Here is a 25,088-nt window from a genome sequence, read left to right on the forward strand (position 1 = left end):
CTCACAGTGAGCGCCGAGATTGCTCTGCCTTAGCCACTGCCTGCAGCGCGCCGCGCTCGGCCCAGCGGGTAAAGAGGGAAGAACCTACGGCTAAGACCCCGCAGCCAAACATCACCACCGCAACCGGCCAGGCACTGCCGTCATGCAGCACGCCAACCATGGCGGCGGCACTGGCGGCGATGACAAACTGTAGGCTACCCAGCAATGCCGAGGCACTACCGGCATGCCGGCCCTGCCCCGCCATGGCACAAGCCGAGGCATTGGGCAGCAGAATGCCCAAGCAGGCAATGCAGCCGAACAGTGGAATCAGCAACGGCCACAACGCTTGTGGCTTGGCCAGCGCAACCAACAGTAAAACCAGGCCGCTGGCCAGGTAGAACCACACCGTTTTCGCCAACCAATACGCCGGGCCGTGCCGCGCCACCAGCCAGGCATTCACCTGCGCCACCAGGATAAAACCCAGGGCATTGCTGCCGAACAGCAAGCCGTAGTGCTCGGCGGGTATGCCATACAACTGAATAAACAAAAACGGCGAGCCGGCGATGTAGGCAAACATCCCGGCCACGGCAAAGCCGCCGGTTAATGCATAGCCGAGGAATGGCAAGTTGCCGAACAGTCGTTTGTACTCGCCTACCGCGCCGCGCAGTGGCGCTGGCGGAACATCCTTGGCCAAGGTTTCCGGCAACCATTTAGCCACGGCCAGCAGGCAGATAAAGCTGAACAGCGTCAAGCTGATAAAAATCGACGGCCAGCCCAGCGCACTGAGCAGCAAGCCACCGGCCAGCGGCGCGAGAATCGGCGCCAAACCCATCACCAGCATCAACTGGGAAAACACCTTGGCCGAGTTGATCGGATCGCACAAATCCCGCACCACCGCCCGCGACACCACCATGCCCGCACAGCCGCCCAAGGCCTGCACAAAACGCGCGGCGATCAGCCATTCCAAACTCGGTGCCAGCGCACAGGCCAGCGAAGCCACACTGAACAACGCGACCCCGGCCAACAGCGGTTTGCGTCGGCCAAAACGGTCCGCAAGCGGGCCGTAAATCAGCTGCCCGATGGCCAGACCAATAAAGTAGACAGCCAACGACAGCTGCACATGCTCCACGTCAGTGGCAAACACGCGCGCCAGGGTCGGGAAACTCGGCAGGTAGAAATCAATGGCCAGCGGCCCGAATGCGCTAAGCGCGCCGAGAATCAACAACAGACGTAATGGCATGAATATCCAGGTAAGTGAGGGCAGATGGGGCCGTCGCAACCCGGATAACCCGGGCAACTCACGACCTCACAGGCCGCTCCCGGATTGCATCCGGGCTACGGCCTGCAGGCCCCAGCGCAGGGCCCTGGGGTCAAAGCGGCGTGTCGGCCTTGTTCCGGCCTTTGCCGATTTTCTCCGCCAGCGACTCCACCAGCAGGTAGAACATCGGGATCAGGAAGATCGCCAGGAAGGTTGCCGCCAGCATGCCGCCAATCACCCCGGTACCGATCGAATGACGGCTGGCCGAGCCGGCGCCCGAGCTAATCGCCAAGGGTACAACGCCAAGGATAAAGGCCAGCGAAGTCATGATGATCGGACGGAAGCGCAGGCGTGAAGCCTCCAGCGCCGACTCAAAAATGCCCATGCCATTGTGCCGATTGAGTACGGCGAACTCGACGATCAGGATGGCGTTCTTCGCCGCCAGGCCAATCAACGTGATCAGGCCGACCTGAAAGTACAGGTCGTTCTCGATACCGCGCAGCCAGACCGCGAGGATCGCCCCGAATACCGCGAACGGCACCGCCGTGATCACCGCCAGCGGCAGCGTCCAGCGCTCGTACTGGGCGGCGAGAATCAGGAACACCATGATCAAGCCGAAGACAAAAGCACTGCTGCCCGAACCTTGTGACGCCACTTCCTGGAAGGCCGAACCGGTCCAGCCAATGCTGTAATCACTGCCCAGCACTTCCTCCGCCACCTCCTGGATGACGCTCAGCGCCTGACCTGAGCTGTAGCCAGGGGCTGGCCCGCCGAGAATTTTTGCCGCCGGATAAACGTTGAAGCGTGCGTAGGTATCCGGGCCAAGAATACGCTTGACCTTGACCAGGCTGGCCAACGACACCAGCTCGCCACTCGCCGCGCGCACATACACCTGGGACAAGTCCTCAGGCTTGCTGCGGAACTCCGCTTCGGCCTGCAAGCTGACCTGGAAGGTGCGGCCATACAGGCTGAAATCGTTGACGTAGTAGCTGCCGAACGTGGCCTGCATGGCGGTGAATACATCATTCACCGACACCCCCAGCGCGCGGGCCTTAATCCGGTCCAGATCGATGTAGTACTGCGGCACATTGGCATTGAAGCTGCTCTGCACCCCAGCCAGTTCCGGACGCTTGGCTGCTGCGGCGAGGAAGGCCTGCACCTTGTTCGCCAACTCAGCCGTGCTACCACCGCTGCGATCCTGGATATAGCCTTCAAAACCGCCGGTGGTGCTCATGCCGGTGATCGGCGGCGGGTTGAAACTCATCATCACGCCGTCTTTCTGGGTCGAGGCCATGCCCATGAACTCACGCGTCAGGTTGCGCGCATCCAATTCAGGCGTGGTGCGCTCACTCCAGTCCTTCAAGGGCACAAAGGACACCCCGGCATTGCTGCGCACACCGGACGTCAGAATATCGAAACCGGCAAATGTCACGACGTTCTCCACGGCTGGGTGCGCCATCAACTGCTCAGTCACGTCACCCGTCAGCTTCTCGGTGCGGGTGAGCGAGGCGGCCGGCGGCAGGAAGTAGGCGTTGATCACATACCCTTGGTCTTCGCTGGGAACCAGGGAGCTGGGCACCCGGTTAAACAGCACCACCATCAGCGCAATCATCGCGCCAAACAGCAGCAGACCGACTGCCGAGCGCTTGAGGAAGAAACGCACGCCGGCGGTATAACCGTTGGTCAGCTTGTCAAACACCCGGTTGAAGGCACGGAACGGGGCGGCCGGCTCGTGCTGCCCCGGTTTGAGCAGTAGGGCGCAGAGGGCCGGGCTAAGGGTTAGCGCGACGATGCCGGAGATCACCACCGACACGGCAATGGTGATGGCGAACTGTTTATACATCTCACCCGCGAGGCCGCCGAGGAAGCCCACCGGTACGAATACCGCGCAGAGCACCAGGACGATGGCGATGATTGGCCCGGTTACCTCTTCCATGGCCTTGATGGTCGCCTCGCGCGGGCCAACCTTGTCAGTGGCCATCACCCGCTCAACGTTCTCGATCACCACAATGGCGTCGTCCACCACAATACCGATGGCCAGCACCATGCCGAACAGAGTCAGCAGGTTGATCGAGAAACCGAGCATGTACATGCCGATAAAGGTGCCGACCAACGAGACCGGAATCGCCAACACCGGGATCAGCGTGGCGCGCCAGTTCTGCAAGAAGATAAACACCACCAACACCACCAGCACCAACGCCTCGAAGAAGGTGTAGATCACCTCATCGATCGACACCCGCACGAACTTGGTGGTGTCGTACGGCACCTTGTAGGTCATGCCACTGGGGAAACTCTTCGACAACCGCTGCAACGCATTACTGACCGCATCGGCAGTCTCAAGGGCATTCGCGCCCGGCTGCAGATACACACCAAAGGCGGCGTTCTGCTGACCGTTGAGCGAGGTCATCAGCGAGTAATCCTGCGCCCCGAGCTCGATCCGTGCGACATCCTTAAGCAACAGGCTGGCGCCGGTGTCATCGGTACGCAGGATGACGTTCTCAAACTCTTTAGGGTCAGTGAAGCGGCCCTGAGTGGTCACGGTGTAGGTGAAGTCCTGCTCCTGTTTCAACGGCTGCTGGCCGAAGCTACCGGCGGCGAACTGCGAATTTTGCTCACGGATCGAATTGACCACATCGCTGGGGGTCAGGTTGAACTGCGCCAGCTTGTCTGGGCGTAACCAGATGCGCATGGAGTAGTCTTTCGAGCCGAACTGGCTGACATCGCCCACACCGGGCAGGCGCTTGAGTTCATCGATCACGTTAATCAGCGCGTAGTTGCTGATGAACACCGGGTCGCGCGAGCCGTCCGGCGAGTACAGGGTGACGACCTGCAGGATATCGGAAGACTTCTTCTGTACCTTGACGCCCTGCCGGCGTACTTCTTCCGGCAGTTTGGCTAGCGCGGCCTGCACCCGGTTGTTGACGTCGATGGTGGCCTGATCCGGATCAGTGCCAACCTTGAAATACACCGACAGCCTCATCGAGTTGCCGCCGGAGTTGGACTGCTGGTAGATCATCCCCTCGACGCCGTTGATCGACTGCTCCAGCGGCGCAGCCACTGTCTCGGCGATCACCTGGGCGCTGGCGCCGGCATAGTTGGCGCTGACCGACACTTGCGGCGGCAGAATTTGCGGATACTGGGAGATCGGCAACGAGCGCATGGCCATCAGCCCCGCCAGCACGATGACGACCGAGATAACCGTGGCAAATACCGGACGGTCGATAAAGAAGCGTGAAATCACCTGGGAACGCTCCTTAGGATTGGCTGACAGCTGGGGCAACAACTTTTACCGGGGTGTCCGGACGTACTTTGGGCAACCCTTCGACTATGACCTGCTCACCGGCGCTGATCCCGGACACGATGACCCAGCGGCCCTTGGCCGTGTGTCCGGTGGTGACCTGACGCATGCGCGCCACGCCACCCTCATCCACCACATACACAAAGGTGCCAGCCGGGCCCTGGGCAATTGCTCGCTCAGGCAGGGTCATGGCATTCGGCAGGCTGAGGCCCTTGACCTGAACACGGACGAACTGGCCGGGCATCAGCTTTTGCTCGGGGTTAGGCACCACCGCGCGCGCGCTGACCGAGCCGGTACCGCGATCCACCAGGCTGTCGGTGAAATCCACCTTGCCTTCCAGCGGATACACGCTGCCGTCACCGAGAGTAATCTGCACGCTCATTTTGCCGTCTTCCGGCAGTATCAGACTGCCGTTCTGCAGCCCACTGCGAACACTCGCCACATCGGAGTCGGGGGCGGCAAAGTTGACGTAAATCGGATCCAACTGGGTGATATTGCTCAGCAGGCTGGCATTCGGATCACCGGCCACCATCAGGCTGCCTTCGGAGACGGTTTCCTTGCTGGTAATACCTGAAATAGGGGCCTTCACCGTGGTGTAGTCGAGGTCGATCTGCTTGGTCTGCACCTCGGCCTCGGCAGCCTGGATATTCGCCTTGCTCTGCTCGAAGTTGGAGACCGCGTTATCCAGCTCGCTCTCGCTGGCAAAGCCCTTCTTCTGCAGCTCACGGATACGCTTGAGGTCACGCGCGGTTTGCCGGTAGCGCGCCTGCTCCTGCGCCAGCGCGCCTTTAGCCCGACTCAGCGCCGCCTGATAGATGCGCGGGTCGATGCGAAACATCACCTGCCCCTGTTTGACCTGGCTACCTTCTAGGTAGGTACGCTCCTGCAGAATCCCGCTCACTTGGGCGCGCACCTGCACTTCGCGAAAACCGGCCGTACGCGCGGAATATTCAAACTCCAATGGCAGTGCTTCGACCTTTACGGTTTCTACCACCACTTCGGGCGCACGTGGTGCGTCGGCGGCATACAACGGAGCAGCCAGAACAGCCAGTAACAAGGAACCGGCAAGCGCCGGCAGATGACGGGAAAAAAGCATGGGTGTCTCCGAAAGGACGCGGGTGCAGCATATAAAGCCGGCAATGCTAGTTACATACACAAGTGTTTGTAAATAGAACATTACCCTTAACTTCATTACACTTTGTGCTCAGCCTAGCCAGAAATATGCCTGCTGCCATGCGCCGGACCAAAGAAGATGCCGAGAAAACCCGGATTGCGCTCCTCGAAGCCGCCGAATCGCTGTTTCTGGAAAAAGGCGTGGCGCATACCAGTCTGGAACATATCGCCCGACAGGCCGGCGTCACGCGCGGCGCGGTGTATTGGCACTTTGCCAACAAAGCTCACTTGTTCAACGCCATGCTTAACCAGGTGCGCCTGCCGCCCGAGCAGTTAGCCGAGCGCATGCGTGGCTGCCCGGAGCACGATCCGCTGCTAACCCTGCGCGACCTGTGTATTGAGGCGATCACCAACCTGGCGCACGACGAGCAGAAGCGCAGAATTTTCACGATTTTGCTGCGCCGCTGCGAGTTCACCGAAGAGCTGCATGACGCTGAAGAACGCCATGAAGCCTTTATCAATCAGTTTATCGAGCTCTGTGAACAGTCGTTCAGCGCGCCATCGGTCAGCGTGCGCCTGCACGCGGAAATCAGCCCACGCCTGGCCGCGCGGGCTGTGCACGGATTACTTATCGGCCTGATCCATGACTGGCTGCGCGACCCCACGCTGTTCGACCTTCTGCAAGACACCCCCAAGATGGTCGACGCCGGCTTTCGTGGGCTGATCCGCGACTGGTCAGCCCAGGAAGCACCCAGTGCCGATCAGGCCAAGCCTGCGCTATAGCCGGCCTCGGCAATCGCGATAATCAGCTCATCACTGGATAAGCGGCTACCTACCTTTACCTCGCCGCCTTGCAGCTTTACCCGGACATCGGCCGCCGCATCGCGCGCCAGCACGGCCTCGGTCACCGCTTTGACGCAATGATCACAAGTCATGCCTTCGACCCGAAATGTATGAACGCTGGTTGCTTGCATCATTAATCACCTGAATTAACCTGTTGAAGTGCACAGTGTCCTCCTTGCCAGCGGGGTAAGGTCAAGCCATAAACAAGCGCCGGACCGCATTTTTAACCTGGCACAGCAGCGACCCAAGGGTGGCGGCCAGAAATGACAGGGTCAGAAAACAACGCTTGACCCTGCCAAGGTGGCAAGGTTGATCCTGTGGTGAAATTCAATGGAGGCTGCCGCATGTCCAATCTCACCACCTTTGATTTGCCGATCAGCGGCATGACCTGTGCCAGCTGCGTCGGTCGCGTCGAACGCGCCCTGGCCAAGGTCGCCGAAGTCAGTAGCGTCAGCGTCAACCTGGCCAGCGAGCAGGCGCGCATCGAAGCGCCAGCGGCCAGTTTGGAGCAACTGGTCGCGGCCGTCAGCGCCGCCGGCTACCAGGTGCCCAGTGAACGCCTGGAACTGGCGATCACTGGCATGACTTGCGCCAGCTGTGCCGGCCGTATCGAACGCGCACTGGCGCAACAGCCAGGCGTCATGGCAGTGAGCGTCAACCTGGCCACAGAACGTGCGCAACTGCAGGTGCTCCCCGGCACTGAGCCGAAGGCCCTGCTGCAAGCCGTCAGCCAAGCGGGTTATCAGGCCAGCCCGGTCAGCGAGACACAGGCCACGCCGGCCACCGCTGGCAAACAATTGCAGCGCGAGCGCTGGATGCTGCTCCTGGCCATCGTACTGACCCTGCCGCTGGTCATTCCGATGTTCGTCGAACCCTTTGGCCTGCACTGGATGCTGCCGGCCTGGGCGCAGTTTGCCCTCGCCACGCCGGTGCAGTTTATCTTCGGCGCACGCTTCTATCGTGCAGCCTGGAGTGCACTGCGCGCCAAAGCCAGCAACATGGATCAGCTGGTCGCCATCGGCACCAGCGCCGCCTATGGCCTGAGCCTGTATCAGTGGGCCGTCACCCCAAACGGGGCGATGGCGCACCTGTATTTCGAAGCCTCGGCGGTGATCATCACCTTGATTCTGCTCGGCAAATACCTGGAAAGCCGCGCCAAACGGCAAACCAGCAGTGCCATCCGCGCCTTGCAGGCTTTACGCCCGGAGCGCGCGCTGCGCCTGCGTGATGGCAACGAACAATGGGTGGCCCTCAACGAATTGCAGCTGGGTGACCGTATTGTGGTCAAACCTGGCGAGCGCTTCCCGGTCGACGGCCTGGTTCAGGAAGGTCAGAGCCACGCCGACGAGGCGCTGATCAGTGGTGAGAGCCTGCCGCAGCCCAAACAACCGGGGGACACCGTCACCGCCGGGGCGATCAACGGCGAGGGCCGGCTGTTGGTGGAAACCACCGCGCTGGGCGCAGAAACCGTGCTGTCGAAGATTATTCGCCTGGTCGAAGATGCCCAGGCCGCCAAGGCCCCGATCCAGAAACTGGTGGATAAAGTCAGCCAAATCTTCGTCCCCAGCGTGTTGCTGATCGCCCTGGCCACGCTGGTAACCTGGCTAATGCTCGGCGCGGGGATTGAAACCGCCCTGCTCAACGCCGTAGCCGTGCTGGTAATTGCCTGCCCTTGCGCCCTCGGCCTGGCCACGCCCACCGCGATCATGGCCGGCACTGGCGTGGCCGCACGCCACGGGATTCTGATCAAGGATGCCGAAGCCTTGGAGGTCGCCCACTCGGTCAGCTTGGTCGCCTTCGACAAGACCGGCACCCTGACCTCCGGCGCCCCCCAGATTGCCCACCTGCAAGCCGTCGACGGTGATACCGAGCAGTTGCTGAAACTGGCCGGCGCTCTGCAGCGCGGCAGCGAACACCCACTGGCAAAGGCGGTGCTCGACCAATGCGCGGAGCAGCGGCTGACACTGGCCGAGGTCAGCGACAGCAAAGCGCTGGCCGGGCGCGGGATTGCCGGACGGATTGACGAGCGCCAACTGGCCCTGGGCAACAAACGCCTGCTGGAAGAACACTGGCTGCAGAATCAAGTGTTAATCGCCGAGGCGTTGGCCTGGGAGGCCGAAGGCCGCACCCTGTCCTGGCTGATGGAGCTCACGCCGCAGCCCCAGGTGTTGGGCCTGTTTGCCTTTGGCGACACCCTCAAGGACGGCGCCACGGAGGCCATCAGCGCGCTGACTGCACAGGGCATTGCCAGCCACCTGATCAGTGGCGACAACCAAGGCAGCGTCAACGCCGTGTCGCAGGCCCTTGGCATCACCACAGCACATGCTGAAGTGCTGCCGGCGAACAAAGCCGCCATCATCACCGAACTGAAGAAACAGGCCGTAGTGGCCATGGTTGGCGACGGCATCAACGACGCGCCCGCACTGGCCGCCGCCGATGTCGGCATCGCCATGGGCAGCGGCACCGATGTGGCCATGCATGCTGCCGGCATCACCCTGATGCGCGGCGACCCGCGCCTGGTGGCCGACGCCCTGGACATCAGCAAGCGCACCTACAACAAAATCCGCCAGAACCTGTTCTGGGCCTTCGCCTACAACCTGGTTGGCATTCCATTAGCGGCGGCTGGCCTGCTCAACCCGATGCTAGCGGGCGCGGCCATGGCACTGTCCAGCGTCAGCGTGGTGAGCAATGCCCTGCTGCTGAAAACCTGGAAACCCCAAGAGCACAACTGAACAACCGCTGGATGGGTTAGGCGCAAGCGCCGTAACCCATCAGCGTTATTCGCCGTACCAACTGATGCATACAGACGCGGTCTGCTGGCTATCGCTGCGCTCAATGCCATCCGCCGAACATCGCTTAGGAAACGCCCATGAACATCGGCCAAGCCGCAAAGAAAACCGGCCTTAGTGCCAAGATGATCCGCTACTACGAAAGCATCGAGCTGCTGCCCGCCGCCGACCGCTCGGACAGCGGCTACCGCCAGTACAATGCGCAGGATTTGCACCGCCTGGCGTTTATCAAGCGCTCGCGCGACCTGGGGTTTTCCCTGGCCGAAGTCAGCCAGCTACTGGCCCTATGGCAGGATCGCCAACGTGCCAGCGCCGACGTCAAGGCCCTGGCCGCCGCGCATATCACAGAGCTGGAACGCAAGATCAGCGAACTCAGCAGCCTGCGTAACACGCTCAGGGAGTTGATGAACAGCTGCCAGGGTAACGACCGCCCGGACTGTCCAATCCTCAAGGATCTAGAGTCCGGTTGCTGACCTGGCGCCCCCCTACAGCGCCTGCTGCAAGGCCCGGCAATCCACCGCAAAATGATCCGTCAGTTCCGGCCAGAGATTTTCCGCCAGGTTAACCAGCACGCTGCGCGCCCCGGCGGCGCGTGCGCACTCCAGATCAAAACGGTAATCACCGACCATCACCAGCTCGCTCGGTGCCACCTGCCATGCCTTGGCAAAATGCAACAGGCCGCCCGGGTCGGGTTTCGGTGGCGCTTCATCGCGGCCAATGACATCGACCACGGCAAAGCAGTCATCCAGGCCGATGGCGCGCAAGGTCAGCAGCGCCAGCTCGTGAGCATTACGGGTGAGGATGCCGAGCCGGCAGCCGCGGCCGTGCAGCTCGCGCACCAGTTCAATCGCACCCGGCGCCGGCTGCGAGGTCAGCGCCAGCTCGCGCTCATGCTCCAGCAGCCAGGCATGTTTAGCGGTAGCCAGCGCCTCAGGCAGGCTGGCCAGGTGACCGAGAATGTCCTCGGCAAGTGGAATATCCAAGGCACGCTTGATCGCCTCGAAGTCATGCACCGCCAACGTCAGGGTGCCGTCCATGTCGAACACCCAGTGCTGGGCGGCGGCGAGGCTCATTTCCAGTCCTCACGCAAACGGATCAAGCCTTCTTGTGCGACCGAGGCAACCAACTGGCCCTGACGATTGAAGATGCTGCCGCGCGCGAAGCCACGGCCGTTACCGGCCCAGGGGCTGTCCATGCTGTAGAGCAGCCAGTCGTCCATGCGCAGGTTGCCGTGGAACCACAGTGAATGGTCGAGGCTGGCCACCTGCATAAACTTCTGCCACACCGACACGCCGTGCGGCAGCATCGAGGTGGTCAGCAAATTGAAGTCACTGGCATAGCCCAGCAGGTATTTGTGCAGTTGCGGATCATCCGGCAGCTCGCCGGCGGCGCGGAACCACACATGCTTGACCGGCTCGCAGGGTTGCGGGGCAAAAGGATTATCCACCGTCACCGGACGGATCTCGATTGGCTTGGCGCTCACCGCGCGCTCACGCATGGGCTCCGGCAACGCATCGACGATCAGGCGCGCCAGTTCGGTTTCCGACTTCAGCGCTTCCGGCCCCGGCACATCAGGCATCAGGTTTTGATGGTTAAAGCCTTGCTCATCGAACTGGAAGGAGGCGCTGCAGGTAAAGATCGGCTTGCCCTTCTGGATCGCCGTGACCCGCCGCGTGCTGAAGCTGCCGCCATCACGCACGCGCTCAACCTGATAGACCACCGGCAACGTGGCATCGCCGGGACGCAAAAAATAACCGTGCATGGAATGCACATGGCGCGCCGCCTCGACCGTCTGGCTGGCCGCCGAGATGCATTGACCAAGCACCTGACCACCAAACAGCTGGCGAAAGCCAAGGTCTTGGCTGACGCCGCGAAACAGATTTTCTTCGATGGTTTCCAGGGTCAGCAGGGCGACCAACTCATTCAACACCTGACTCATGCATGCTCTCCTGTTAACGCATCTGGCTGGGGACGAGATGGTAAAGACTTTGCCAACGCTTGTCGGCCTGACTGCACGCTAGATACAGACAATCATGCCAGCATTCTGGCCAATCAGCAGACGGGCTTGAGCCTGGCGCCAGCCTGCCGCCATACTTTAGACCTCTCCGCACGAGCCTTCCCCATGCGCCTGCCGCTGGTCTATCACGACGATTACAGCCCGCCCTTCCCGGCCAATCATCGTTTTCCCATGGAAAAATTCCGCTTGCTGCGCGACCACTTGATCGCCAGTGGCCTGAGCACCGATGCCGAACTGCTGCGCCCGGAGCGCTGTCCCAGCGAGGTCCTGGCCCTGGCCCATTGCCCGGCGTATATCGAGCGTTTTGTCAGTGGCGAACTGAGCCATGAAGAACAACGCCGCCTTGGCCTGCCCTGGAGCGCCGCATTGGCGCAGCGCACCCTTCGCGCGGTGGGCGGCTCATTGCTGGCGGCGGAACTGGCCTTGCAGCACGGTATGGCCTGTCACCTGGCCGGCGGCACGCACCATGCGCATTACGACCACCCGGCTGGGTTCTGCATTTTCAATGACCTGGCGGTGATCAGCCAATACTTGCTGCAAAGTGGCAAGGCCCAGCGCGTGCTGATCTTCGACTGCGACGTGCACCAGGGTGACGGCACCGCGCGGCTGCTGGAGCACACCCCGGACGCCATCACCGTGTCCCTGCATTGTGAAAAAAATTACCCGGCACGCAAGGCCCTCAGCGACTGGGACATTCCCCTGCCCAACGGCATGGGCGATGCCGCCTATCTAAAGGTGGTGAATGACACCCTGAATTACCTGCTGCCGTTGTACCAGCCGGATATCGTGCTCTACGACGCCGGCGTCGACGTGCACCAGAGCGACGCCCTCGGCTACCTCAACCTCAGTGATGCCGGCATTGCCGCCCGCGATGAAGCTGTGCTCGATCACTGCATCGGCCGCGATATTGCGGTGGTGGGGGTAATCGGCGGCGGCTACGATAAAGACCGCCTGGCGCTGGCACGCCGGCATGGCATCCTGCACCACAGCGCCGACAAGGTTTGGCGGGCGAACGGCTTGGGTGGTAAGGCTTAACGGGCTAAAGCGACGCGATCACAGCCCGTCGATGAGGACGCTGAGCGCTGTAACCGCTAGCCTGGCTGGACGCGAAAATGCTCAAGCAGGCTCGCCATATCATCAGCAAGCGCAACAATCTGCGCATCTGGCACGTCGCGTGTAGCGAAGGCGCGCAGGCCCATGATCTGCGCTTGCAGCAAACGGGCTAAGCGTGGGCAATCAACGTCTGCACGCAACTCCCCAGCCGCCTGGGCGTGCTGCAAGGTCTCGCGCAACCGCGTTTCAATCATCGCCAGCATGGCATCCACTTTGGCCAACAAGGCGGCATCTTCAGCGTTCACCTCAAGCAGGGTTTTAATCAGCATGCAGGCCTGTGCGGGGGCTTTTGCAGCGCCACTGCAGCAGCACGCCAGCGCATACAAATAGCCCTTCAGCCCTTCGACGATACTCGGCGCGCTCTCGATTATCTGGTGAAACTCATCACCGCTACGCGCCGCATAGGCGTCCAACGCCTCGCTAAACAAGCCGCTTTTGCTGCCAAAGGTGGCATAGAGGCTGCCGGGGCGCATGTCCAATGCCTCTTCGATGTGCTTCATCGAGGAGGCGTAATAGCCCCGCGACCAAAACAACTCAACGGCCCTTTGCAGAGCAACCTGTCGATCAAAACGAGCGGTGCGGGCCATCGTCAACTCTCGGGCGAAAGGCGGGCTAACCGCCAGGGTTAATTCTGAATGATCGCTCAATTATGACTTGATTGCCTTCACTTGATCAATTAGGGTGGCCATCTAGTTATTGAACGATCACTCAAATAAGGATCCATGCCATGAGCACTTTTACCCTACACGACCAAAACAGCGCACCTGAAGCGGCCAAGGCCCTCCTCGACAAATCACAAAAAGCCTTTGGCCGAGTGCCGGGCCTGCATGCGGTAATGGCCGAATCCCCTGAACTGCTCAACGGCTATCAAGTGCTGCACGGTTTGTTTCTCGACAGCAGCTTCGATGCCGACGAGAAGACCGTGGTGTGGCAAACCATCAACGTCGAGCATGCCTGCCATTACTGCGTACCGGCGCACACCGGCATCGCCAAGGCGATGAAGGTTTCCGATGAAATCAACAACGCGCTGCGTGATGAAACGCCGCTGCCAACGCCTAAGCTCGAAGCCCTGCGTGACTTCACCCTGGCCATGGTGCGCCAGCGCGGCGACGTTGAGGCCAAGCAACTGGAGGCCTTCTATGCCGCCGGTTACACCCAGCAAAACGTGCTGGAAGTGATTCTCGGCCTGAGCCAGAAAGTCATGAGCAACTACACCAACCACATTGCGCAAACCCCGGTTGATCAAGCCTTCAAAGTATTCGCCTGGGAAAAGAACTAAGCCGAAGATGATTCAGGCACCTGCCAGCTCGCTGCAGGTGCCTGCTCTAACCTGACAGTCAATTTCTCAGCAAACAGTGGAGGCTTATATGCACACTGCAGTGGCATTTGATATCTACGGCACACTGATCGACACCCAGGCGGTGCTCACGCGCCTGAGTGACTTGGTTGGCGACAAGGCCCCTGCGGTTTCCCAGTTGTGGCGGCAAAAACAGCTGGAGTACAGCTTCCGCAGGGGCTTGATGGGTGACTACTGCGACTTCTCGGTCTGCACCCGCCAGGCGTTGTTGTTTGCCTGCCGCCAACAGCAGGTGGAGATCAGCGCTGCCGCCGTTGAGCAGGCGATGCAGGCCTACGCCGAACTGGAGGCTTTTGCCGATGTAGCGGCCGGCCTTGAATCCCTGCAACAACAGGGCATAGCGCTCTATGCGTTCTCCAATGGCAGCAAGGCAGCCGTGCGACACTTGCTGGAGCGTGCCGGCATCGCTGACTACTTTACAGCCGTGGTCAGCGTCGAGGACGTGCGCTCTTTCAAGCCCGCCCCCAAGGTTTATCAGCACCTGCTGCGCAGCTGCGGCCTACCGGCCAATGGGGTGTATCTGGTCTCCTCCAATCCGTTCGATATTCTCGGCGCGGCCCACGCAGGCCTGCAAACGGCCTGGCTACGGCGTGATCCGCAGGCGATTTTCGACCCCTGGGATGTGCAGCCCAGCATCCTTCTCGACGATTTCAGTGATTTGGCCCGCCAACTCACTGCAATCAACTAACCCCGCGCCGCTAACCCTATCGTTCAACCCATTGCCTATGGCCTACGAGCGGCTGGCACTCGGAGCTACTCAATGAAACACATGTCCCTGTTACTGCTGCGCGTCTCGCTGGGTTGGCTGCTGGTGATTTGGGGGGCCGACAAAGTATTCAATGTCGAACACGGCCTGGCCGTGGCCAACAAGTTTTACTTTGGCCTCCTGGCGGCAGAAAGCGCATTGCAAGTCGCCGGTGTGCTGCAAATGCTTATAGGCCTGGCCGTGGTGCTGGGTTTTGCACGCCGCTGGGTGTACCCGGCGCAGGCGCTGCTCAATAGCGCCTCGCTGTTGGCAGTGTCCAAATCGGTACTGGATCCATGGGGCTGGGTATTCACCGGCACCAATGCACTGTTCTATCCATCGTTGATTATCTTCGCCGCCAGCCTGCTGCTGATCGCCTTGCGCGAAGACGATACCTGGGTGCTGGACAGGTATTAACCAGTGACCGCACCACCACACCAGGCACCACACGCATTGCGGTGCCTGGTGTGCGGTTGTGGTTAGATGGTTCCCCCCACGCCTCGCGTAGCCCTGATGACCACTCGAACCTTACTGCTGACAGCCTTGGCGCTGCTGGCCTTTGCTGGTAACTCGCTGCTCTGCCGCCTGGCACTGCGTGACACCGCCATTGATGCAGCCAGCTTTACCAGCCTGCGCCTTATCGCTGGCGCCGTAACGCTGTGGTTTCTGCTACGCCTGCGCGCACCTAGCAACCTCAAAGCCGGCAGCTGGCCCGCAGCGACCGCGCTGTTTGTTTACGCGGCGGCGTTTTCCTTCGCCTATATCCATCTGGATGCCGGCGCGGGGGCCTTGATCCTGTTCGGCGCGGTGCAACTGAGCATGCTCGCCTGGGGAATCTATCGCGGTGAGTGCCTGGGGCTAAAGGGCTGTAGCGGTCTATTACTGGCGTTCGCGGGGTTACTCGTATTGCTTTTACCGGGCGCCAGCCGGCCGCCAACAGAAGCCGCCTCGCTGATGCTGCTGGCGGGCGTGGCCTGGGGCGCTTACTCCTTACTGGGCCGCGGCGTGAGCGATGCGCTGGCCGCAACAACCGGCAACTTTCTGCGGGCGGCACCCTTGGCGCTGCTACTGAGCGTTCTGTTTATCGAGCAAATGAGCTGGGATACACCGGGGCTGATCTATGCCCTGCTATCTGGCGCACTGACCTCCGGCGTCGGTTACGCCATCTGGTACAGCGCATTGCGCGGCCTGCAGGCTTTCCAGGCCGCCTGCGTACAGCTCAGCGTGCCGATTATCGCCGCACTGGCCGGCAGCCTGCTCCTAGGTGAAGCCTTGAGCCTGCACTTGCTGCTCAGTGGCGCGGCGGTGCTCGGCGGGATCGCCTTGGTGCTCAGCGCCAAACACCAACACCCCTAGAGCGGCAACCTGGTTAGCCGGCCAATACCTTATCCAGCGCCTGTTCCAGCGTCGCCACAGTGCGCTCAATATTGCCCAGTTTATCCAGGCCAAACAGGCCCAGGCGGAAGGTCTGAAAATCTGCGGGCTCGTCGCACTGCAGCGGTACACCGGCGGCGATCTGCAGACCTAAGGCGGCGAACTTGCTGCCGTTCTTGATCTGCCCATCGTCGGTGTAACAGACCACCACACCTGGGGCTTCGAAGCCTTCGGCCGCCACGCTCTTGCAGCCTTTGCTGGTCAGCAGGGCGCGTACTCGATCACCCAGTTCCTGCTGTTGCTCGCGCACCTTGGCAAAGCCAATGGCTGCGGCCTCATGCATGGCATCGCGAAAACGCGCCAGGGCATCGCTGGGCATGGTCGCGTGATAGGCGTGGCCGCCCTGCTCATAGGCCTGCATGATCTGCAGCCACTTTTTCAGGTCGCAGGCAAAGCTGCTGCTTTGGGTCGCCTCAACACGGGCTTGCGCGGCCTCACTGAGCATCACTAGGGCGCAGCACGGCGAGGCGCTCCAGCCTTTTTGCGGCGCACTGATCAGCACGTCGATGCCGCAGGCCTGCATGTCCACCCAAAGGGTACCGGAGGCAATGCAGTCGAGGACAAACAGGCCACCCACCGCATGCACCGCATCGCCTACGGCACGCAGGTAGCCGTCCGGCAGGATCATTCCGGAAGAGGTTTCTACATGCGGAGCGAAGACTACCTGGGGCTTTTCAGCGGCGATGGTCGCCAGCACATCAGCCAACGGCGGTGGGGTAAACGCTGCCTGGCTGCCTCCAGCGACCGGACGGGCCTTAAGCACAATCGACTCGGACGGAATCTGGCCCATCTCGAAAATTTGCGTCCAGCGGTAGCTGAACCAGCCATTGCGGATCACCAGGCACTTCTGCCCGGTCGCCAGTTGCCGCGCCACGGCTTCCATGCCGTAAGTGCCGCTACCGGGCACGATAGCCACGGCGTTGGCGTTGTAGACATCCTTAAGGGTGCTGGAGATGTCCTTCATCACCCCTTGGAACGACTGCGACATGTGGTTGAGGGAGCGGTCGGTGTACACCACCGAATACTCGATCAGGCCGGCAGGGTCGATGCTGGGATAAAGGTCAGACATGATGAGGCTCCAGTCAGAAAAGGCTTAGCCACGACCGTGCCCGAAGCTCGGCAAAATGACAAGGTCACCGCCGCCTCGGTTAGAATGCCGGCCCATTGACCGCCGCGATCTCGCCATGACCACCATTGCCCAACAGCCCCCCTTGCGCGTTGCCATTATCGGCGGCGGCCCCGCCGGCCTAATGGCGGCTGAAGTGCTGGCGCGGAACGGCGTGCAGGTCGCGCTGTATGACGCCATGCCGTCGGTAGGCCGCAAGTTCCTCCTGGCCGGAGTCGGTGGCATGAACATCACCCACGCCGAAGCCAAGCCGGCGTTTCTCAGCCGCTACGGCCAGCGCCAGGCGGCAGTGGCCGAGCTGCTGCAAGACTTTGATGCCGACGCGCTGCGCGCCTGGATTCACGACCTAGGCATCGACACCTTTGTCGGCACCTCGGGCCGCGTATTCCCCACCGATATGAAGGCCGCGCCGCTGCTGCGCGCCTGGCTCAAGCGCCTGCGCGAGTTGGGCGTGCAGATCCATACCCGCCATCGCTGGCTGGGCTGGGACGCCCAGGGCGCATTGCGCATCAGTTCGCCGGCGGGGGAACTGGCTGTGAACACCGACGCCACATTGCTAGCCCTCGGCGGCGGCAGCTGGGCGCGCCTGGGCTCGGACGGTGCCTGGGTGCCGCTGCTACAGGCACGCGGCGTACCGATCGCGCCCTTACAGGCGAGCAACTGCGGCTTCGACGTCGCCGCCTGGAGCCCCTTTCTGCGCGACAAATTCGCCGGCGCTCCGCTGAAGAATGTCAGCCTGTGTCTACCCGGCGCAGCGCAGCGCCTCGGCGAGTTCGTGCTCACCGCCAGTGGCATTGAGGGCAGCCTGGTGTATGCCCTGTCCGCCGCCATTCGCGAAACCATCAACCAGCACGGCAGCGCCACTGTCCACCTCGATCTGCTGCCACAAACAGCGCTGAACAAGCTGCAAGCCGCCTTGAGCAAACCGCGCGGCTCGCAGTCGATGGCCAAACACCTGCACCGCCAGGCGGGGATCGACGGGGTCAAGGCGGCGCTGCTGCGCGAACAGGCCAGCAGCGCGGTCTTTAACGATCCCGCGCAGCTGGCCTCAACGCTCAAGGCCTTGCCGATTGAACTGATCCGCCCGCGCCCGCTGGATGAAGCGATCAGCACAGCCGGCGGCGTACCCTTCGAGCAACTGGATGAGCACTTGATGCTCAAGCAATTACCAGGGACCTTCTGCGCCGGCGAAATGCTCGACTGGGAGGCACCCACCGGCGGCTACCTGCTGACGGCCTGTTTTGCCAGCGGCCGCACAGCGGCCCAAGGCCTCCACGACTGGCTGCAGAGCCAGGCCCAATAAGCCCCGCACGCAGCCGCAAACGGCTATGCTGGAACCAAACCGCCCCAGAGCAGTGCTCTGCCACGCGCACAGGTAATCCTTAGCTTTGATTCCTCTAGTGGTCTGCGACGACTCGAACATGGCGCGCAAGCAATTGATTCGCGCCCTGCCCGCCGAATGGCCGGTGACCATCAGCCAGGCGACTAATGGTCAAGAAGCGCTAGCGGCACTGCGCCAAGGCCTTGGCCAGGTGATGCTGCTGGACCTGACCATGCCGGTGCTGGACGGCTATGAAACCCTCGCGGCAATCCGTGCCGAGGGCCTGGCCTGCAAGGTGCTGGTGGTGTCCGGCGACGTACAGGATGAAGCCCTGCGCCGGGTCAAAGCGCTGGGTGCCGTGGCCTTTATCAAAAAGCCCGCCGACCCTGCACTACTGCGCAGCACGCTGATTGAACTGGGGTTATTTGACCCCACGACCACCTCGACCACCTCGACCACCTCGACCACGGTGGCGCAAACCGCCGTACTCGACAGCCTCAAGGTAAGTTTCCGCGATGCCCTGCGCGAAGTCAGCAACGTCGCCATGGGCCGCGCCGCCGCGCTGCTGGCCAAGGCGCTCGGAGTTTTCGTGCAGCTGCCGGTGCCGCAGGTGAATATCTTCGAAGTCAGCGAACTGCACATGACCCTCACCGACGCCATGCACGGCGAACGCATGAGCGCGGTGTGTCAGGGCTTTATCGGTGACGGCATCGCCGGCGAGTCACTGCTGCTGTTTCATGACTCGGAAGTGGCCGACATGGCGCGTCTGCTCAACTGGCAGCCCAAAGACGACCTGGAAACCTCAGAAATGCTGTTGGATCTGGCCAGCATCATCATCGGTGCCTGCCTCTCCGGGATTGCTGAGCAGATCGATGTGCGCTTTTCCCAGGGGCATCCGCAACTGCTCGGCCAACACTCCTCCATCGAGCAACTGATTCACCTCAATCAGCGGCGCTGGAAAAAGACCCTGGCGGTGGAAGTCAGCTACAGCCTGGAGGCGCATAACATCCACTTCGACCTGCTGTTGCTGTTCACCGAAGACTCGCTCAAGCGCCTGACCAACAAGCTCAACTACCTGATGAACTAGGCCACCCACCAATGCCCGCACAGATTGATATTAAAGAGGTGCACTGGCTGCTCGACATCGTGCAGTGCATCGATGTCGGCGTCATCGTGCTCGACCGTCAGTACCACGTTGAAGTGTGGAACAGCTTTATGGAAAACCACTCCGGCATGGGCCCGGATGAGGTACAGGGTAAAACCCTGTTCAGCCTGTTTCCGGAAATCAACGAAAGCTGGCTAAAGCGCAAGATCGACACCGTGGTGCAACTGGGCACCCGTGCGTTCAGCCTGTGGGAGCAGCACCCCTATCTGATGCACTTCAAGAATTACCAGCCGATCACCGGGCAGGAAGACTTTATGTACCAGAACGTCACCTTACTGCCCCTGGCAGGTGCTACCGGTGAGGTCGAACATATCTGTGTGGTGATCTACGACATGACCGCCGCCGCGACCCACAAGAAGCAACTGGCAGCAGCGCACGCCACCAGCCGCGCCTGAGGTTATTTAACGAACTTACCCGGTTTGCCGGCTTTGCCGCCGAAGCTCGGCACTTTGCGCACAGCCTTGACCACCGGGGCCGCCGGCGCATCCGCTTCCATCCAACGGCCTAAGCTGCCGCCCTTACCGCCGCCGACCACTTTCGGCTTCTTGGCCTTCTTCGGCTTTTTCACCACCTGGCCACCCGGCAGCGTCTGTGGGACGCGGTGATCGGGGATAAAGTCCGGCTCGTCGACACGCTGCAGCACTTGCTGGGTCAGGGTTTCGATGGCCGACAGCAGTTGCACCTCATCGGCGCAGACCAGCGACACCGCCTGCCCTGTAGACCCGGCACGCCCGGTACGGCCGATGCGGTGCACATAGTCTTCAGCGACGGTGGGCAGGTCGAAATTCACCACCAACGGCATGGTATCGATATCCAGACCACGGGCCGCCACATCGGTTGCCACCAGCACCTTGACCTCACCGTCCTTGAACCGCTGCAAAGCCCGCTGCCGTGTGGCCTGGGGCTTGTCGCCATGGATCGCGTCGGCGCTGATGCCTTGACGCTGCAACTCGGCTTCCAGCTCATCAACACCCTTGCGGGTTTTCACGAACACCAGCGCCTGACTCCAGCGCTTGGTCTGATACAGATGCAGAAATAGCTCGCCCTTACGCTTCTTATCCACTGGAATCAGCCACTGCTTGACTGATTTGGCCGCCGCATTACGCGGGCTGACCTCAATGCTCAGCGGGTCATTGAGCATCTCGCCGGCCATGCTGCGGATAACGTCGGAGAACGTGGCGGAAAACAGCAAGGTTTGCCGCTTTTTCGGCAACACACGAAACACATCCTCCAACTCGCTGGCAAAACCCAGGTCGAGCATGCGGTCGGCTTCGTCCAGCACCAGGGTCTGTACCTGGTTGAACTTCACCGCTTTCTGCCGGTAAAGATCGAGCAAACGCCCCGGCGTGGCCACCAGCACATCCACACCTTTGCGCAGCTTCATCATCTGCGGGTTGATACTCACCCCGCCATACGCGGCAAAACTGCGCAGTGGCAGGTGTTGGCCGTAGGTCACAAAGCTCTGCAACACCTGTTCGGCCAGCTCGCGGGTCGGCACCAACACCAGTGCCCGCACTGAGTTGCTCGCCACCTCGGGGCCTTCCATCATCAGCCGCTGCAACACCGGCAAGGCAAAGCCCGCGGTCTTACCGGTGCCGGTCTGCGCGGCGGCCATCAGGTCGCGGCCTTGCAGGATCGGCACAATGGCCTGCGCCTGCACTGCGGTGGGGGTTTTGTAGTCGAGGCTGTCGAGGGTGCGCAGCAGAGGCTCGATCAGGCCGAGGGAGGCAAAGGTCATAGGGTTACCACAAAGGGCTAAAAGTCGATGGCGCAGAGTTTATCCTGCCTGAGCACAGCGGGCCCGCTTGTGTTCAGCGAACAGCCGGGCCAGAAACACCGCGCCCGGATAAATCCGGGCGCGGTGGGCATGCATGCAAGTGCCGAATTAAGGCTTGTGCGGACGCGCGAGGAATTCGTGCGATTGCATTTCCAGCAGACGACTGAGGGTACGCTGGAACTCGAAGGTCAGGCGGCCGCCGGTATACAGATCTTTGAGTTCCACCTCGGCGGAGAGGATCAGCTTGACGTTGCGGTCGTAAAACTCGTCCACCAGGTTGATAAAGCGCCGGGCCATGTCTTCCTTGGCCACACTCATCTGCTCGACGTTGGCGAGGATCACCGCATGGAAGATCTTGCCCAATTCGATGTAGTCATTCTGGCTACGCGGGCCGTCGCACAGCTCGCGGAACTCAAACCAGGCCACGTCATCGCCGACCTTGCGCGCGGTAATGGCCCGGTTCTCGATCATCAGCGGCTCGTTTTCCTGCACCGCGCAATGCTCAGGGAGCAGGCTGAAAAAGCTCTTCTGCAGGCTTTCTTCAGCGGCAGCACCCAGCGGCCAATGGAACAACTCGGCTTGTTCCAGCGCGCGCAGGCGGTAGTCAATGCCGCTGTCGACGTTGACGATCTCGGTGTGCTGCTTCAGCAGGGCAATCGCCGGCAGGAAACGCGCGCGCTGCAAACCATCCCGGTACAGGCCGTCAGGCACGATGTTGGAGGTCGCCACCAGGCTCACGCCGTTCTTGAACAGCTCTTCCATCAGGGTGGCGAGGATCATCGCGTCGGTAATGTCAGACACGAAAAATTCGTCGAAGCAAATCACCCGCGCCTCATCGGCAAAACGCTTGCCGATGATCGTCAGCGGGTTCTTTTCGCCCTTGAGGGTGCGCATTTCTTCGTGCACGCGCTTCATAAAGCGGTGGAAGTGCGTACGCACCTTGCGCTCGAAGGGCAGCGCGTCGAAGAAGGTATCCACCAAATAGGTCTTGCCACGGCCCACGCCGCCCCAGAAGTACAGCCCTTTCACAGGCCCCTGTGGCTTTTTGCCGAAGAGTTTGCCAAACAAACCGGTCGATGCATTTTCGCTGGCGACCAAGTCGTCATACAGGCGCTGCAGATGGCGCACCGCAGTTTCCTGGGCCGCATCGTGGAAAAACTCAGGGCGTTTGAGGTCAGCCTGGTAACGTTCTAGGGGCGTCATAATTCGTTTAGAGCCTGTTCAAAGTCTGCTGCGCGTCGGGCCTGCTGCGTTAGAAACAGGCTCGGTAAGCCGCTTGCGGATAACGCGCCTCAGCGCGGCCCGAAGGGCGAGTGCAACGAGTCATGCTCATGTACACCAGTACACTCCGCTTGATTCGCTGCGCTCACCCTATGGGCCAGCCGCTGGCTGTTACTACGCTGCGCTACGTTTCTCGCCTGTGTCTGCCTTGCATGCCTCTAGCTCGCGAGCCTTGAGCAGGCTCTTAGCCGGGCAAGTAAAACGGGGGCGTCACTTTAGCGACGCCCCCGTTACTTGGCAATCAGCCAGCAGGGCTGCTCGGCGGAAATCTGCTAATGCAGTCGTAGGACGGGTTGAACCTGCGATACCCATCAATGATGGCTATCGCGCTGCTCACCCCCATCCTGCCGAGCGTTTATTCCTGCGGGGCCAAGGCCTCGCGCAGACGCTGAATCGCCGCCTGGCAGGCGCTGCTATCGGCGAATTCAGGGCTTTGCGCCACGCACTCATCGTCCAGCCAGACACCGAAGCCAGCGTCCTGCTCACGCACATCCAGTACGTCGCCAGCCTGCAGGCGCTTGTTGACCATGCCCGCAGCCTTGCCATCGGCAAAGGACTTGGACAGCAACAACTGCTCGCCGGCGGCATCCAGCAGACGGAAGCGGAAGCTGCCATCCTCGTCACGGAAGCTGACAAAGCGCGCGCTCTTGCCGGCCTTTTTCTTCTCGCCAGCGCCGCTGACTGCCTCACTGCGGAAGGAACGCAGGCCAACCGCCTCGCGCAGCTCGCCAAGGAACGGCGTAGCGGTCTTACGTGCTTTGGCGGCACCGGCGAGGAGGACATCCTCGAGATCCGCCGGTTTGCTGATCAGCGCGTGGTAACGCTCGCGCGCCTCACCCAGCTCGGCTTCCAGCAGGTTGCACAGCGCCTGCTTGGCTTCGCCCCAGGCAAGCCCGCCTTCCAGCGCGGCACGGAAATCCGCCTGTTGGGTGGGTGCGGCAAAAGCCTGGTAGAGGGTAAACAGGTGCGAGCTGTCGGGGGCTTTGGCCTCGCCCGGCAGTTTCGAGTCGGTGACGATACGCGCCACGGCATCCTTGAGCTGCTTGGCGCTGCCGAACAACGGGATGGTGTTGTCGTAGCTCTTGCTCATCTTGCGCCCATCGAGGCCGGGCAAGGTCGCCACGTCTTCCTCGATCACCGCTTCGGGCAGGGTGAACAATTCTTTGCCCTGACCAAACAGGTGGTTGAAGCGCTGCGCGATATCGCGGGCCATTTCCACGTGCTGGATCTGGTCACGACCGACCGGCACCTTGTGCGCGTTGAACATCAGAATGTCCGCTGCCATCAGCACCGGGTAGCTGAACAGACCCATGCTGACGCCGGCATCCGGGTCTTCACCCTGCTCAACGTTCTTGTCCACCGAAGCCTTGTAGGCATGGGCGCGGTTGAGCAACCCCTTGCCGGCGACACAGGTGAGCAGCCAGCACAGTTCGGGAATCTCGGGAATATCCGACTGACGGTAGAAGGTTGCCTTATCGGTATCCAGCCCCAGCGCCAGCCAGGTAGCGGCGATCTCCAGGCGCGAACGCTGGATGCGTGCCGGATCGTCGCATTTAATCAGCGCGTGGTAGTCGGCGAGGAAGTAGAACGAATCGGCATCGGCGGCGCGACTGGCAACAATCGCCGGACGAATGGCACCGGCATAGTTGCCCAAATGCGGGGTGCCCGTGGTGGTGATGCCGGTAAGGATACGAGTGGTCATGGCGTTCGCTTATTCGGTTGAGCGTTTATCAGCGCTGCAGGCAGTTCAAAGACGCGGCAGTAACAGATCTTTGAGGTCCGTCAGCTTGCCGTGAAAAAAGTGGCCGCATTCTGCCACTTTCAGCAGCTCATGGGCACGCCCGAGTGCCGCCGACCACTGGTAAACCACCTGCGGGTCGATCACCTCGTCGTCTTCAGGCTGGATCAGGATCAGCGGGCAGTTGCTCGCCGGTGGTGTTTCCTCGCGCAGCCGATGCACCGCCGGGGCCACCATAAACAGCTTATTGAGCGTCACACCTTGCGCCTCCAGGCGCGCACCCAGTGCGGCAGCGACAAAGCCACCGAAGGAGAAGCCCAGCAGGGTCAACGGCAAATCAGGATATTGTTGGCGCAGCCAATGCGCCACAGCCTCGGCATCATCCACCTCGCCGCTGGCCATGTCGTGGCTGCCGGCGCTGGCACCAACACCGCGGTAATTGAAGCGTAAGGTGGCCAAGCCACTGTCACGAGCAGTGCGCTGCAAGGTGGAAACTACCTTGTTGAGCATGGTGCCGCCTTGCACCGGATTGGGGTGGCAGATCAGCGCCACGCCACGGGCATCGGGGGTGTCCAGCCACAGGGCTTCGAGTTGGCCGCTGGGGCCAGCAATCATCATGGGGGTTTCGCGGGTGAGCAACAGGGAACTCCGTGACCTCGCAGTGGGTCGACTCGTCTAGCTACAGCCTGCGCCGCACACATCTCGGCTATACAGCGCAGGTTCGAGCCGTTAAC

Annotated in this window: 23 protein-coding genes; 11 read left to right on the forward strand and 12 right to left on the reverse strand. The window is 61.4% G+C overall.

Going from position 1 to position 25,088, the window contains the following annotated elements:
- Window position 1: 1 nt before the first annotated feature.
- The 3 genes from Q0V31_RS02090 to Q0V31_RS02100 form a co-directional block, all read right to left on the reverse strand.
- Entirely contained in the window at window positions 2–1,219 is a 1,218-nt protein-coding gene (locus tag Q0V31_RS02090; RefSeq protein ID WP_298183967.1) for a multidrug effflux MFS transporter, read from the reverse strand.
- A gap of 130 nt (window positions 1,220–1,349) precedes the next feature.
- Window positions 1,350–4,478: an efflux RND transporter permease subunit gene (locus tag Q0V31_RS02095; protein WP_298183969.1), complete on the reverse strand. Its 3,129-nt coding sequence runs from the start codon at window positions 4,476–4,478 to the stop codon at window positions 1,350–1,352.
- Between the two features lie 13 nt (window positions 4,479–4,491).
- A complete protein-coding gene (locus tag Q0V31_RS02100) occupies window positions 4,492–5,631 on the reverse strand; it encodes an efflux RND transporter periplasmic adaptor subunit (protein ID WP_298183971.1) in 1,140 nt (379 codons plus the stop codon).
- Window positions 5,632–5,768: 137 nt separating this feature from the next.
- Here Q0V31_RS02100 and Q0V31_RS02105 point away from each other — a divergent pair, with 137 nt between their 5' ends.
- Window positions 5,769–6,431 (forward strand): TetR family transcriptional regulator, encoded by a 663-nt coding sequence (locus tag Q0V31_RS02105; RefSeq protein ID WP_298183973.1) that lies wholly within the window; start codon window positions 5,769–5,771, stop codon window positions 6,429–6,431.
- Here Q0V31_RS02105 and Q0V31_RS02110 read toward each other — a convergent pair.
- A complete protein-coding gene (locus Q0V31_RS02110) occupies window positions 6,410–6,583 on the reverse strand; it encodes a heavy-metal-associated domain-containing protein (protein ID WP_298183975.1) in 174 nt (57 codons plus the stop codon). The two genes, Q0V31_RS02105 and Q0V31_RS02110, sit on opposite strands and share 22 nt — an antisense overlap.
- Window positions 6,584–6,835: 252 nt before the next feature.
- On the opposite strand from Q0V31_RS02110, the gene Q0V31_RS02115 reads away from it, so the two are divergent.
- Window positions 6,836–9,223 (forward strand): heavy metal translocating P-type ATPase, encoded by a 2,388-nt coding sequence (locus Q0V31_RS02115; RefSeq protein ID WP_298183978.1) that lies wholly within the window; start codon window positions 6,836–6,838, stop codon window positions 9,221–9,223.
- 137 nt (window positions 9,224–9,360) lie between these two features.
- Entirely contained in the window at window positions 9,361–9,753 is a 393-nt protein-coding gene (gene cueR, locus Q0V31_RS02120) for a Cu(I)-responsive transcriptional regulator (RefSeq protein ID WP_298183980.1), read from the forward strand.
- Window positions 9,754–9,765: 12 nt separating this feature from the next.
- On the opposite strand, the gene Q0V31_RS02125 is transcribed toward cueR, so the two are convergent.
- Entirely contained in the window at window positions 9,766–10,353 is a 588-nt protein-coding gene (locus Q0V31_RS02125; RefSeq protein ID WP_298183982.1) for an HAD family hydrolase, read from the reverse strand.
- Complete coding sequence (tesB, locus tag Q0V31_RS02130; RefSeq protein ID WP_298183984.1) at window positions 10,350–11,219, reverse strand: acyl-CoA thioesterase II; 870 nt, start codon at window positions 11,217–11,219, stop codon at window positions 10,350–10,352. Before tesB ends, Q0V31_RS02125 begins: the two co-directional genes overlap by 4 nt.
- A gap of 183 nt (window positions 11,220–11,402) precedes the next feature.
- Between tesB and Q0V31_RS02135 the strand changes: the two genes are divergently transcribed.
- Entirely contained in the window at window positions 11,403–12,332 is a 930-nt protein-coding gene (locus tag Q0V31_RS02135; RefSeq protein ID WP_298183987.1) for a histone deacetylase, read from the forward strand.
- A gap of 56 nt (window positions 12,333–12,388) precedes the next feature.
- On the opposite strand, the gene Q0V31_RS02140 is transcribed toward Q0V31_RS02135, so the two are convergent.
- Window positions 12,389–12,997 carry a TetR/AcrR family transcriptional regulator gene (locus Q0V31_RS02140; RefSeq protein ID WP_298183989.1) on the reverse strand — a complete coding sequence of 203 codons (609 nt, stop codon included), beginning with the start codon at window positions 12,995–12,997 and terminating at the stop codon, window positions 12,389–12,391.
- A gap of 140 nt (window positions 12,998–13,137) precedes the next feature.
- On the opposite strand from Q0V31_RS02140, the gene Q0V31_RS02145 reads away from it, so the two are divergent.
- The 4 genes from Q0V31_RS02145 to Q0V31_RS02160 all read left to right on the forward strand — a co-directional run bounded on the left by Q0V31_RS02145 (window position 13,138) and on the right by Q0V31_RS02160 (window position 15,868).
- A complete protein-coding gene (locus tag Q0V31_RS02145) occupies window positions 13,138–13,689 on the forward strand; it encodes a carboxymuconolactone decarboxylase family protein (protein ID WP_298183995.1) in 552 nt (183 codons plus the stop codon).
- 88 nt (window positions 13,690–13,777) lie between these two features.
- On the forward strand, window positions 13,778–14,455 hold the full coding sequence (locus Q0V31_RS02150) for a haloacid dehalogenase type II (protein WP_298183997.1): 678 nt from the start codon (window positions 13,778–13,780) through the stop codon (window positions 14,453–14,455).
- A gap of 72 nt (window positions 14,456–14,527) precedes the next feature.
- Entirely contained in the window at window positions 14,528–14,929 is a 402-nt protein-coding gene (locus Q0V31_RS02155; protein WP_298183999.1) for a DoxX family protein, read from the forward strand.
- Between the two features lie 96 nt (window positions 14,930–15,025).
- Window positions 15,026–15,868: a DMT family transporter gene (locus Q0V31_RS02160; RefSeq protein ID WP_298184001.1), complete on the forward strand. Its 843-nt coding sequence runs from the start codon at window positions 15,026–15,028 to the stop codon at window positions 15,866–15,868.
- 13 nt (window positions 15,869–15,881) lie between these two features.
- Here the strand turns inward: Q0V31_RS02160 and Q0V31_RS02165 are convergent, their stop codons facing one another.
- The gene (locus Q0V31_RS02165) at window positions 15,882–17,015 is read right to left on the reverse strand and encodes an aminotransferase class V-fold PLP-dependent enzyme (protein WP_298184003.1); all 1,134 of its coding nucleotides are present in this window, start codon (window positions 17,013–17,015) and stop codon (window positions 15,882–15,884) included.
- A 115-nt stretch (window positions 17,016–17,130) separates the two neighbouring features.
- Here Q0V31_RS02165 and Q0V31_RS02170 point away from each other — a divergent pair, with 115 nt between their 5' ends.
- From Q0V31_RS02170 to Q0V31_RS02180, 3 genes are all read left to right on the forward strand, one after another.
- Entirely contained in the window at window positions 17,131–18,375 is a 1,245-nt protein-coding gene (locus Q0V31_RS02170; protein WP_298184004.1) for a TIGR03862 family flavoprotein, read from the forward strand.
- Between the two features lie 85 nt (window positions 18,376–18,460).
- The gene (locus Q0V31_RS02175; RefSeq protein WP_298184007.1) at window positions 18,461–19,480 is read left to right on the forward strand and encodes a response regulator; all 1,020 of its coding nucleotides are present in this window, start codon (window positions 18,461–18,463) and stop codon (window positions 19,478–19,480) included.
- An 11-nt stretch (window positions 19,481–19,491) separates the two neighbouring features.
- Window positions 19,492–19,953: a PAS domain-containing protein gene (locus Q0V31_RS02180; RefSeq protein ID WP_298184010.1), complete on the forward strand. Its 462-nt coding sequence runs from the start codon at window positions 19,492–19,494 to the stop codon at window positions 19,951–19,953.
- A 2-nt stretch (window positions 19,954–19,955) separates the two neighbouring features.
- Here Q0V31_RS02180 and Q0V31_RS02185 read toward each other — a convergent pair whose 3' ends face one another.
- The 4 genes from Q0V31_RS02185 to Q0V31_RS02200 form a co-directional block, all read right to left on the reverse strand.
- Entirely contained in the window at window positions 19,956–21,296 is a 1,341-nt protein-coding gene (locus tag Q0V31_RS02185; RefSeq protein WP_298184012.1) for a DEAD/DEAH box helicase, read from the reverse strand.
- Window positions 21,297–21,443: 147 nt separating this feature from the next.
- Entirely contained in the window at window positions 21,444–22,538 is a 1,095-nt protein-coding gene (zapE, locus tag Q0V31_RS02190) for a cell division protein ZapE (RefSeq protein ID WP_298184015.1), read from the reverse strand.
- 433 nt (window positions 22,539–22,971) lie between these two features.
- The gene (locus Q0V31_RS02195) at window positions 22,972–24,318 is read right to left on the reverse strand and encodes a tryptophan--tRNA ligase (protein ID WP_298184017.1); all 1,347 of its coding nucleotides are present in this window, start codon (window positions 24,316–24,318) and stop codon (window positions 22,972–22,974) included.
- 45 nt (window positions 24,319–24,363) lie between these two features.
- Window positions 24,364–24,993, reverse strand: coding sequence for an alpha/beta fold hydrolase (locus Q0V31_RS02200; RefSeq protein WP_298184019.1), 630 nt, complete (start codon window positions 24,991–24,993; stop codon window positions 24,364–24,366).
- Window positions 24,994–25,088: the final 95 nt, after the last annotated feature.

The organism is uncultured Pseudomonas sp. (genome assembly GCF_943846705.1).
Taxonomy (GTDB): domain Bacteria; phylum Pseudomonadota; class Gammaproteobacteria; order Pseudomonadales; family Pseudomonadaceae; genus Aquipseudomonas.

Excerpts from the sequence above, each read along its gene's own strand:
- Q0V31_RS02090 (WP_298183967.1), bottom strand. The coding sequence starts at position 1,219 with ATGCCATTACGTCTGTTGTTGATTCTCGGCGCGCTTAGCGCATTCGGG.
- Q0V31_RS02100 (WP_298183971.1), bottom strand. The coding sequence starts at position 5,631 with ATGCTTTTTTCCCGTCATCTGCCGGCGCTTGCCGGTTCCTTGTTACTG.
- Q0V31_RS02105 (WP_298183973.1), top strand. The coding sequence starts at position 5,769 with ATGCGCCGGACCAAAGAAGATGCCGAGAAAACCCGGATTGCGCTCCTC.
- Q0V31_RS02110 (WP_298183975.1), bottom strand. The coding sequence starts at position 6,583 with ATGACTTGTGATCATTGCGTCAAAGCGGTGACCGAGGCCGTGCTGGCG.
- Q0V31_RS02115 (WP_298183978.1), top strand. The coding sequence starts at position 6,836 with ATGTCCAATCTCACCACCTTTGATTTGCCGATCAGCGGCATGACCTGT.
- cueR (WP_298183980.1), top strand. The coding sequence starts at position 9,361 with ATGAACATCGGCCAAGCCGCAAAGAAAACCGGCCTTAGTGCCAAGATG.
- Q0V31_RS02125 (WP_298183982.1), bottom strand. The coding sequence starts at position 10,353 with ATGAGCCTCGCCGCCGCCCAGCACTGGGTGTTCGACATGGACGGCACC.
- tesB (WP_298183984.1), bottom strand. The coding sequence starts at position 11,219 with ATGAGTCAGGTGTTGAATGAGTTGGTCGCCCTGCTGACCCTGGAAACC.
- Q0V31_RS02135 (WP_298183987.1), top strand. The coding sequence starts at position 11,403 with ATGCGCCTGCCGCTGGTCTATCACGACGATTACAGCCCGCCCTTCCCG.
- Q0V31_RS02140 (WP_298183989.1), bottom strand. The coding sequence starts at position 12,997 with ATGGCCCGCACCGCTCGTTTTGATCGACAGGTTGCTCTGCAAAGGGCC.
- Q0V31_RS02145 (WP_298183995.1), top strand. The coding sequence starts at position 13,138 with ATGAGCACTTTTACCCTACACGACCAAAACAGCGCACCTGAAGCGGCC.
- Q0V31_RS02150 (WP_298183997.1), top strand. The coding sequence starts at position 13,778 with ATGCACACTGCAGTGGCATTTGATATCTACGGCACACTGATCGACACC.
- Q0V31_RS02155 (WP_298183999.1), top strand. The coding sequence starts at position 14,528 with ATGAAACACATGTCCCTGTTACTGCTGCGCGTCTCGCTGGGTTGGCTG.
- Q0V31_RS02160 (WP_298184001.1), top strand. The coding sequence starts at position 15,026 with ATGACCACTCGAACCTTACTGCTGACAGCCTTGGCGCTGCTGGCCTTT.
- Q0V31_RS02165 (WP_298184003.1), bottom strand. The coding sequence starts at position 17,015 with ATGTCTGACCTTTATCCCAGCATCGACCCTGCCGGCCTGATCGAGTAT.
- Q0V31_RS02170 (WP_298184004.1), top strand. The coding sequence starts at position 17,131 with ATGACCACCATTGCCCAACAGCCCCCCTTGCGCGTTGCCATTATCGGC.
- Q0V31_RS02180 (WP_298184010.1), top strand. The coding sequence starts at position 19,492 with ATGCCCGCACAGATTGATATTAAAGAGGTGCACTGGCTGCTCGACATC.
- Q0V31_RS02185 (WP_298184012.1), bottom strand. The coding sequence starts at position 21,296 with ATGACCTTTGCCTCCCTCGGCCTGATCGAGCCTCTGCTGCGCACCCTC.
- zapE (WP_298184015.1), bottom strand. The coding sequence starts at position 22,538 with ATGACGCCCCTAGAACGTTACCAGGCTGACCTCAAACGCCCTGAGTTT.
- Q0V31_RS02195 (WP_298184017.1), bottom strand. The coding sequence starts at position 24,318 with ATGACCACTCGTATCCTTACCGGCATCACCACCACGGGCACCCCGCAT.